This is a genomic window from Acidovorax delafieldii 2AN (assembly GCF_000175235.1).
GTDB lineage: Bacteria > Pseudomonadota > Gammaproteobacteria > Burkholderiales > Burkholderiaceae_C > Acidovorax > Acidovorax delafieldii_B.
Genome location: NZ_ACQT01000150.1, coordinates 1 through 9,047, shown reverse-complemented (window position 1 = coordinate 9,047; position 9,047 = coordinate 1). Strand labels below are relative to the sequence as shown.

At 64.9% G+C, this 9,047-nt stretch carries 8 protein-coding genes; 1 reads left to right on the top strand and 7 read right to left on the bottom strand.

What is annotated here, in order from left to right; translation table 11 throughout:
* Positions 1 to 225 precede the first annotated feature (225 nt).
* From rng to ACDELDRAFT_RS15610, 7 genes are all read right to left on the bottom strand, one after another.
* Positions 226 to 1,713, bottom strand: coding sequence for a ribonuclease G (gene rng, locus ACDELDRAFT_RS15640; RefSeq protein ID WP_005798502.1), 1,488 nt, complete (start codon positions 1,711 to 1,713; stop codon positions 226 to 228).
* 155 nt (positions 1,714 to 1,868) lie between these two features.
* Complete coding sequence (locus tag ACDELDRAFT_RS15635) at positions 1,869 to 2,483, bottom strand: Maf family protein (protein WP_005798501.1); 615 nt, start codon at positions 2,481 to 2,483, stop codon at positions 1,869 to 1,871.
* Between the two features lie 100 nt (positions 2,484 to 2,583).
* Positions 2,584 to 3,051 carry a 23S rRNA (pseudouridine(1915)-N(3))-methyltransferase RlmH gene (gene rlmH, locus ACDELDRAFT_RS15630; protein ID WP_005798500.1) on the bottom strand — a complete coding sequence of 156 codons (468 nt, stop codon included), beginning with the start codon at positions 3,049 to 3,051 and terminating at the stop codon, positions 2,584 to 2,586.
* 67 nt (positions 3,052 to 3,118) lie between these two features.
* On the bottom strand, positions 3,119 to 3,976 hold the full coding sequence (gene rsfS, locus ACDELDRAFT_RS15625) for a ribosome silencing factor (RefSeq protein ID WP_005798499.1): 858 nt from the start codon (positions 3,974 to 3,976) through the stop codon (positions 3,119 to 3,121).
* 357 nt (positions 3,977 to 4,333) lie between these two features.
* Complete coding sequence (gene hemF / locus ACDELDRAFT_RS15620; RefSeq protein ID WP_005798498.1) at positions 4,334 to 5,302, bottom strand: oxygen-dependent coproporphyrinogen oxidase; 969 nt, start codon at positions 5,300 to 5,302, stop codon at positions 4,334 to 4,336.
* A gap of 178 nt (positions 5,303 to 5,480) precedes the next feature.
* Positions 5,481 to 6,773: a phosphoribosylamine--glycine ligase gene (gene purD / locus ACDELDRAFT_RS15615; RefSeq protein WP_040329481.1), complete on the bottom strand. Its 1,293-nt coding sequence runs from the start codon at positions 6,771 to 6,773 to the stop codon at positions 5,481 to 5,483.
* Positions 6,770 to 7,489 carry a YebC/PmpR family DNA-binding transcriptional regulator gene (locus ACDELDRAFT_RS15610; RefSeq protein WP_005798496.1) on the bottom strand — a complete coding sequence of 240 codons (720 nt, stop codon included), beginning with the start codon at positions 7,487 to 7,489 and terminating at the stop codon, positions 6,770 to 6,772. The genes purD and ACDELDRAFT_RS15610 overlap by 4 nt, the downstream gene beginning before the upstream one ends.
* Positions 7,490 to 7,568: 79 nt before the next feature.
* Between ACDELDRAFT_RS15610 and ACDELDRAFT_RS15605 the strand changes: the two genes are divergently transcribed.
* Positions 7,569 to 9,047, top strand: a 1,479-nt coding sequence (locus ACDELDRAFT_RS15605) for a helicase HerA-like C-terminal domain-containing protein (protein ID WP_005798495.1), incomplete at its 3' end; no start/stop codon positions are given.

The following is a 9,047-nucleotide window of genomic DNA, read 5'->3' as shown; positions in this document are numbered from 1 at the left end:
GGGCACGAACAAAAGAAGGCCGCCCCACCTTCCTTCACTCAACTCCGCCCTGCAACCGCCTCTTCCAAGGCGTCCACAAAAAGATAGGCAACGTCGCAGCCCGTCTGTCAACACCAACTTCGAAGGGGCTGGTCCAAGAGCTTCCGCAAGATGTCGCGCTCCCCAGGGACATGCACGTGATACAGAAAGCCAGCGCTGGACGGCCAAGCCTTCCCGCCCCTTTCGCTACAGCAGGACGATGTCGTACTGCTCCTGCCCCATGGCGCTCTCGGCCTGGAGCGAAATGGGCTTGCCAATGAAATCACTCAAGCCCGCCAGATGCTGGCTTTCCTCATCGAGGAACAACTCCACCACGCGCGGCGATGCCACTACACGGAACTCCCGCGGGTTGAATTGGCGGGCTTCGCGCAGGATTTCACGCAAGACGTCGTAGCAAACGCTGCGCGCGGTCTTTACCTGCCCGGCACCCTGGCAAACGCTGCAAGGCTCGCACAGCATATGCGCCAGCGACTCGCGTGTGCGCTTGCGCGTCATCTCCACCAGTCCCAGCTGCGAGAAGCCACCCGACATGGTCTTCACCCGGTCTCGTGCGAGCTGCTTCTTGAATTCGGTAAGCACCGCCTCCTGGTGGTCCTCACGAGCCATGTCGATGAAATCCACAATGATGATGCCGCCCAGGTTGCGCAGCCGCAACTGGCGCGCAATGGCTTGCGCGGCCTCGAGGTTGGTCTTGAAGATGGTGTCGTCAAAATTACGCGCACCCACGAAGCCGCCCGTATTCACATCAACTGTGGTCAACGCTTCCGTCTGGTCCACGATGAGATAGCCGCCCGACTTGAGATCCACCCGGCGCCCGAGCGCCTTCGATACTTCTTCGTCGATCGAATACAGATCGAAAATGGGCCGCTCGCCCTTGTAGTGCTGGAGCTTTCCGGCGGCCGCAGGCATGAATTCCTGCCCGAACGCGCGCAAGCGATGGAACTGTTCCACCGAGTCGATGCGGATGGTCTGGGTGTGGTCACCCACCAAGTCGCGCAGCACGCGCTGCAAAAGATCCAGGTCCTGGTGAAGCAACGACGTGGCCGGCAGCCTGAGCGATGCCTCCTTGATGCGCGCCCAGGTTTTTCGCAGGTAGGCAATGTCTTCGGCCAGTTCGGCGTCGGAAGAATCCTCGCCGTTCGTGCGCAAGATGAAGCCGCCACCACCGCCCGACGCCTTGTCCCCCACCAGTGCCTGCAGGCGGGCACGCAGGGCATCACGCTCGGCCACAGGTATTTTTTGGGACACGCCAACATGATCGTCCTGGGGCAGGTACACCAGCAAGCGGCCGGCAATGCTGATCTGCGTGGACAGCCTTGCCCCCTTGGTGCCGATGGGGTCCTTGATCACCTGCACCATCAGAGACTGCCCCTCGAACACCTGTTTTTCAATGGGCACCGGGGGCTCACCCTTGCGCGCGAACATGGGCGCTTCGCCACCGTCCTGGCGCTGCCACACGTCAGCCACGTGCAAAAACGCCGCACGCTCCAGTCCGATGTCGATGAAGGCCGACTGCATGCCGGGCAGCACGCGCGACACCTTGCCCAGGTAAACGTTGCCCACCAGGCCCCGCTCCAGCGTGCGCTCGATGTGCAACTCCTGCACGGCGCCGTGCTCGACGACGGCCACCCGGGTTTCCTGCGGCGACCAGTTGATCAGGATGTCTTGTTGCATGGCTTGTCGTTCTCGGTAATCAAGTACATTTCCCCACGGCGCAGTGCCAGCAACCCCACGTGGCGCCGAGCCGGGCAGCTGCTGAGCGGCTTTTTTGCGGGGCAAGTTTGGCGGAGATTCGGGCGCAACGGCCCCGTCAACGGATCAGGGACGGGTCAAAGCGCGAAGCCCGCCGCGCGCAGCAGTTGAGCCGTCTCGTACATGGGCAGGCCCATGATGCCTGAATAACTGCCGGCCATGTGCTGCACATATGCCGCGGCCCTGCCCTGGATGCCGTAGGCGCCCGCCTTGCCCAGCGGCTCGCCAGTGGCCACATAGGCGTCGATCTGCGCAGGCGTCATGGCGGCAAAGGTCACGCGCGAAACGGACAACGCCGCCAGGCGCTTGGCGCCGACCTGCAGCGCCACGGCGGTGAGGACACGGTGTTCGCGCCCTGCCAGCTCAGCCAGCATGCGCACGGCGTGGGGCGCATCGTCGGGCTTGCCATAAATGGTGCGACCCAGGGCCACAGTGGTGTCGGAGCAAAGAATGGGGGCATCCGGCAAACCACGGCGCGTGCGCCGGGCCACGGCGGCATCGAGCTTGAGACCGGTTACACGCTCCACATAGGCCGTGGGCGCCTCGCCGGGCAACACGGCCTCGATGGATTCGGTGTCTTCGGCCTGGTCACCCTGCACGTTGGGCAACAACAGTTCGTGGCGCACACCCAGCTGTTCAAGCAGCTGGCGCCGACGGGGGCTCTGGGAGGCAAGGTAGATAAAGTCGGGCATGGACGGATTTTGAATAAAAACCGGCTCTAGCGCTTATCCATCAAGCGCGAGCAGCTATGAAAAACGCAGTTGAATAAGCACGCATTACCGCGCACCTGCGTCACTCACGATGGTAGGGGTGCCCTGCATTCACCGACCAAGCCCGGTACAGCTGCTCAATGAGCAGCACCCGCACCATGGCGTGGGGCAAGGTCAGGTCCGACAGGCGGATGCGTTCGTGCGCGCCCTGGCGAAAGGCCGGGTCCAGCCCGTCCGGCCCCCCGATGACCAGCGCCACATCGTCGCCGCCCAGCTGCCAGCCCTTGAGCCGCTCAGCCAGGGCTTTGGTGGTGAGGCTGGTGCCGCGTTCGTCCAAGGCCACCACGCGGGTGCCGCGCGGAATGGCGGCTTCGATCCGCTCGCGCTCGGCGGCATACAACGTCTCCAGGGTCTTGGAGCCGCGTGGTTCGGTCTTGACGGCCTTGAGTTCGACCTTGAGTTCGGGCGGAAAGCGCTTGGCGTAGTCGTCGTACGCGGTTTGCGCCCAGTCGGGCACCCGCTGCCCGACCGCCACTATCAGCAGCTTCATGGATCAACCTGGATGCGTGAAGGTGGTCGCCGCAGCGCACCAAGGTTCGGTGCCCTGCGACTGAAGATCAGCCCTTGCGGGCCGGTGCCTTCTTGGCGGCGGGCTTGGCCGCGGCTGAAGCTGGCTTGGCAGCTGCGCGCGCAGGGGACTTGGCAGCTGGCGACTTCTTGGCCGCAGGCTTCTTGGCGCCACTGGGCTTGACCACCACCGTCTTGACAGGGGTCTTGGTGGCTGCGGGCTTCTTGGTGGCACCTGCGCCGGCGGTCTTGCTGGCTGGCTTGGCGGTGCTTGTCTTGGCGGCCGATTTGGCGGGTGCAGCCTTGGCCGGAGCCTTTACAGCCGGCTTGGGTGCTGTTTTGGCGGCCGTCTTCGCAGCGGTCTTGGCAACCGCCTTGACGGTGGCCTTGCCCGAACGGGCGGCTACGGTGGGGGCAGCAGCCTTCTTGGCAGGTGCCTTGCCAGCAGCCTTCGCGCCCGACTTGGCAGCCTTCTGGGCCGACTTCTTCTCAGCCAGCTCGGTGGCTGCGCTGGAAACCGGTTTGGCCGCGCCGAGCTTCAGGCGCACGGGCGTATCGCCCCATAGCTCTTCCAGGCGGTAGTACTGGCGGATCGCGGGCTGCATGATGTGCGCCACGGCAGCACCGCAGTCCACAATGATCCATTCGCCGTTGTCTTCGCCTTCGATGCGCGGCTTGGAGAAGCCCGCTTCCTTGACCGCATCGCGCACGCTGGCGGCCAGGGCCTTGGTCTGGCGGTTGGAGGTGCCCGATGCCACGATCACCCGTTCAAACAGCGGCGAGAGATGCTCGGTGTTGAAGACCTGGATGTCTTGCGCCTTGACGTCCTCCAGGCCATCGACGATGGCGCGCTGGAGCTTCGTGACGTCTTTTTTGGCGGCGGTTTCCGATTTGGTGGAGGTGGTCATCAGGCGGTGATTAGAGAGGGAATTGAATCAATATAGCGTGCAACGCAGCGCACAGCCAGCGGGCTGCGCCTGGGGTGTTGCGCGGGTGTCGTGCTGGGGCGCTGCAGCAATGTGAGGTGTTTTTGGCCTCTTGCGCTCATGTGAAAAGCGCGGACAGCTATTGAAATTATAGCTTTTGCACTTTCCAGGGATTCTCGGCACGAATTGAGCGGAATGTGTGCGCTGTGGATCGGGGTGGGCTGCCCGGCGCAAAACGCAGCAATAGCCGTCCCCATGGCAGGTATTTGCTAAGCCGAAGACCACCCAAGACCGCAGCCGGACATGGCGCGGTGATTCGTGCACGGAATCCCTGAGCCTTCAGGCTGCCGTGGCAGCACCACCAGCGAGCCAGTCACGCCGCACCAGAAAACGCTTTGTGAGCGCCGCCTCGGCCGAATCGGCGGCATCGCTGCGCTGGTACGACCAGGCCACCAACGGTGGCATGGACAGCAGGATGGACTCGGTGCGCCCGCCCGACTGCAGGCCAAAGTGCGTGCCCCGGTCCCACACCAGGTTGAACTCGACATAGCGACCTCGGCGGTAGAGCTGGAAGTCGCGCTCGCGCTCGCCATAGGGCGTGTCCTGGCGCTTTTCGACAATGGGCAGGTAGGCCTTGAGGAAGGCATCGCCCACCGCCTGCGTCATCGCCAGGCTCTGTTCAAAGCCCAGCTCCGAAAAGTCGTCATAGAACACACCGCCCACACCGCGCTGTTCATTGCGGTGCTTGAGGTAGAAGTATTCGTCGCACCACTGCTTGAAGCGCGGGTACTTGTCGTCGCCAAAGGGCGCCAAGGCATCGCGGCAGGTGCGATGGAAGTGCACCGCGTCCTCCTCAAGCCCGTAGTACGGCGTGAGGTCCATGCCGCCGCCAAACCAGCAGGTCGGCGCATGGCCTGGGTGGCCCGCCGCAATCATGCGCACGTTCATGTGCACCGTGGGCACGTAAGGGTTGCGCGGGTGGAAGACCAGCGACACGCCCATGGCCTCGAACGGCGCGCCCGCCAGCTCAGGCCGGTGCTGCGTGGCCGAGGGCGGCAGCTGTGGGCCGCGCACGTGGCTGAAGCCGCAGCCCGCGCGTTCGAACACGCGACCGTTCTCCAGGATCTTGGTCAGGCCGTCGCCCTGCAGCGGCTCGCCGGGCGCCTTGCTCCAGGCATCGGCCAAAAAGCGCGCACCGCCCTCGCCTTCCACGGCCTCCAGCGCGTCGGTGATGCGAGCCTGCAGTCCCTGCAAATAGCTGCGTACGGTCGCCACGGTCGCGGCCGGATTCAATCCAGGTTCTTGCATTTCAATTGTCCATTGCGCTGCGCGCCACTCACGGTCCATGAAACTGTCGCTGCCAGGGCGGGTGCCCCCGCGCAAGGGCCGCCAAGCCGCTCAGGCGGCACTTCGCTTGCGTGCGCCGGGGGCGTCCCCCTCCCGCAGCGCACAGCGAGGCGAGACAGGGGAAGGCGCCAAGGGCGAGCTATTTGACTGCCCGGTGCCCAATGTCGCGGCGGTACTGCGCGCCATCGAAGTGGATGCCCCGCGCCACATCGTAGGCCCGCTGCTGCGCCTGCTTCACGCTGTCAGCCAGCACCGTCACGCACAACACGCGGCCACCCGTCACGCTGACCACGCCATCCTGGAGTTGCGTTCCGGCATGGAACACCACCGCGTCATCCGTCTCGGCGGGCAGGCCGGTGATGGCATCGCCCTTGCGCGGAGCCTCGGGGTAGCCATGCGCAGCCATCACCACGCCCAGGGCGGTGCGCCGGTCCCACTGCAGCTCGATGTGGTCGAGCTTGCCGTCCACTGCGGCGCCTAGCACCTCCAGCAGGTCGCTCTTGAGGCGCATCATGATGGGCTGCGTTTCGGGGTCGCCCATGCGGCAGTTGAACTCGAGCGTCTTGGGATGGCCCTTGGCATCGATCATCAGTCCGGCATACAGGAAACCGGTGTACGGAATGCCGTCCTTTTCCATGCCCCGGATGGTGGGCAGAATAATTTCGCGCATGGCACGGGCGTGCACATCCGCCGTCACCACGGGGGCGGGCGAGTACGCGCCCATGCCGCCGGTGTTGGGCCCTTCGTCGCCATCCTTGAGGCGCTTGTGGTCCTGGCTCGTGGCCAGGGCCAGCACGTTCTTGCCATCGCACAGCACGATGAAGGAGGCCTCTTCGCCTTCGAGGAATTCCTCGATCACCACGCGCGGCACCGCCTTGCCGTCCGCCCCCTCGTTGTGCGTCACGCCGTATTTGTTGTCCACCAGCATGAAGTCCACGGCATCGTGGGCCTCTTGCAGCGTCGTGGCCACGACGACACCCTTGCCCGCCGCCAGGCCGTCGGCCTTGATGACGATGGGCGCGCCCAGGCGGTCCACGAAGGCGTGGGCCGCTGCCGGATCGGTGAAGGTGTCGTAGTCGGCCGTGGGAATGCCGTGGCGGCGCATGAACGCCTTCGAGAAAGCCTTGGAGCTCTCGAGCTGCGCTGCCTCCCGGGTAGGCCCGAAGATGCGCATGCCGTGCGCCCGGAATTCGTCCACCACGCCGGCGGCCAGGGGCGCCTCGGGGCCTACCACCGTCAGAGCGATCTTTTCTGCCTGCGCCCAGGCGCGCAGTTCACGCACGTCCGTGATGGCCACGTTCTCGAACTTGTTCGAGAGGGCCGTGCCGCCGTTGCCCGGCGCCACCCACACCTTGGTCACCTTGGGGGACTGGCTCAGCTTCCAGGCCATTGCGTGTTCCCGGCCGCCGCCGCCAATGACAAGAACTTTCATAGTGCAGCGTTGTGATAGACCTCTTGAGCGTCGTCCAGATCTTCCAGAACGTCCAGCAGTTTTTGCATGCGGGCTGCGTCGTCGCCCGAGAGCTCGACGGTGTTTTCGGCGCGCATGGTCACGCCAGCCACCTCAGGGGTCAACCCCGCGGCCTCGAGCGCGTTCTTCACGGCCTCGAAGTCGGCCGGGGCGGTGAGCACTTCCACCGCGCCGTCGTCGTCGGTCACCACGTCTTCGGCGCCCGCTTCCAAAGCCACCTCCATCACCTTGTCCTCACTGGTACCCGGCGCAAAGATGAGCTGGCCGCAATGCTTGAACTGGAACACCACCGAGCCTTCCGTGCCCATGCTGCCGCCGTGCTTGCTGAACGCGTGGCGCACTTCGGCCACGGTGCGCACGCGGTTGTCGGTCATGGTGTCGATGATGATGGCCGCGCCGCCGATGCCGTAGCCCTCGTAGCGGATTTCCTCGTAGGTCATGCCCTCGGCGTTGCCCGTGGCCTTGTCAATGTTGTATTTGATGCGGTCGGCCGGCATGTTGGCCGCCTTGGCCTTGTCCACCGCCAGGCGCAGGCGGGGATTGGCGGACAGGTCGCCGCCACCGGCCCGGGCAGCCACGGTGATTTCGCGAATGATGCGGGTCCAGATCTTGCCGCGTTTTTCATCCTGCCGCCCCTTGCGGTGCTGGATATTCGCCCATTTGCTGTGTCCTGCCACGGGAAGTCCTTTTGTATTGATTTAATCTAGTGGGCGCGATTTTACTTTTGCCCGCCACCGATCTCCGAGGAAACCCTAAATGGCCGAACCCCTGCTGATTGCCAAGCACAACACGATTGAATGCCACCTGCTCCCGGGCCTGGCCAACCGCCACGGGCTGATCACCGGCGCCACTGGCACGGGCAAGACGGTAACGCTGCAGACCCTGGCCGAAAACTTCTCGCGCATTGGCGTGCCGGTGTTCATGGCCGACGTGAAGGGCGACCTCACCGGCGCCAGCCAGCCCGGGAAGATCGGCGACAAGCTGGCCGCCGTACTCAAGGAGCGCGGCCTGGACCTGCCCACGCCCCTGGCCTGCCCCACCACGCTGTGGGACGTGTTCGGCGAACAGGGCCACCCAGTGCGCGCCACGGTGTCGGACATGGGCCCGCTGCTGCTGGGCCGCATGCTCAACCTGAACGAGACGCAACTGGGCGTTCTCAACCTGGTGTTCAAGATCGCCGACGACAACGGCATGCTGCTGCTGGACCTCAAAGACCTGCGCGCCATGCTGCAGTATGTGGGCGACAACGCCAAGGAGTTCACCACCGAATACGGCAACGTCAGTGCCGCCAGCGTGGGGGCCATCCAGCGCGGGCTGTTGCAGATCGAGCAACAGGGGGGCGACAAGTTCTTTGGCGAGCCCATGCTCAACATCCAGGACTTCATGCAGACGGTGGACGGCCATGGCGTGATCAACATCCTGGCGGCCGACAAGCTCATGAACTCGCCGCGCCTGTATGCCACCTTCCTCTTGTGGATGCTGTCCGAGCTGTTCGAGCAGCTGCCTGAGATCGGCGACCCCGAGCAGCCCAAACTGGTGTTTTTCTTCGACGAGGCGCACCTGTTGTTCAACGAGGCACCCAAGGTGCTCATCGAGCGCATCGAACTGGTGGTGCGCCTGGTGCGCTCCAAGGGCGTGGGCGTGTATTTCGTCACGCAGAACCCGCTCGACATCCCCGACAGCGTGCTGGCCCAACTGGGCAACCGCGTGCAGCATGCGCTGCGCGCCTTCACCCCGCGCGACCAGAAGGCCGTGAAGGCCACCGCCACCACCATGCGGCAAAAGCCGGGCCTGGATATCGAAACTGCCATTACCGAGCTGGCCGTGGGCGAGGCGCTGGTGAGCTTTCTGGACGCCAAGGGCCGCCCCAGCGTGACCGAACGCGTGTTCGTGCTGCCGCCGGGCAGCCAGCTCGGACCCATCACGCCCCAGCAGCGCCAAGTGCTGATGGCCAATTCGCTGGTGACGGGCGTGTACGAAAAGATGGTGGACCGCGAATCCGCCTATGAAAAACTCAAAGGCCGCGCCGCCGAGGCGAGCGAGCAGGCCGGCAACACCGCGGGCACGGGCAATGGCAAGGCTGCCAGCGGGGCACCTGCCGACGAAGGCGGCGGCCTGCTGGGCGGGCTCAACGACGTGCTGTTCGGCAGCACCGGGCCGCGCGGCGGCAAACGCGACGGCCTGGCCCAGGCGATGGCCAAGTCGGCCGTACGCACCATGGGCACCACGCTGGGC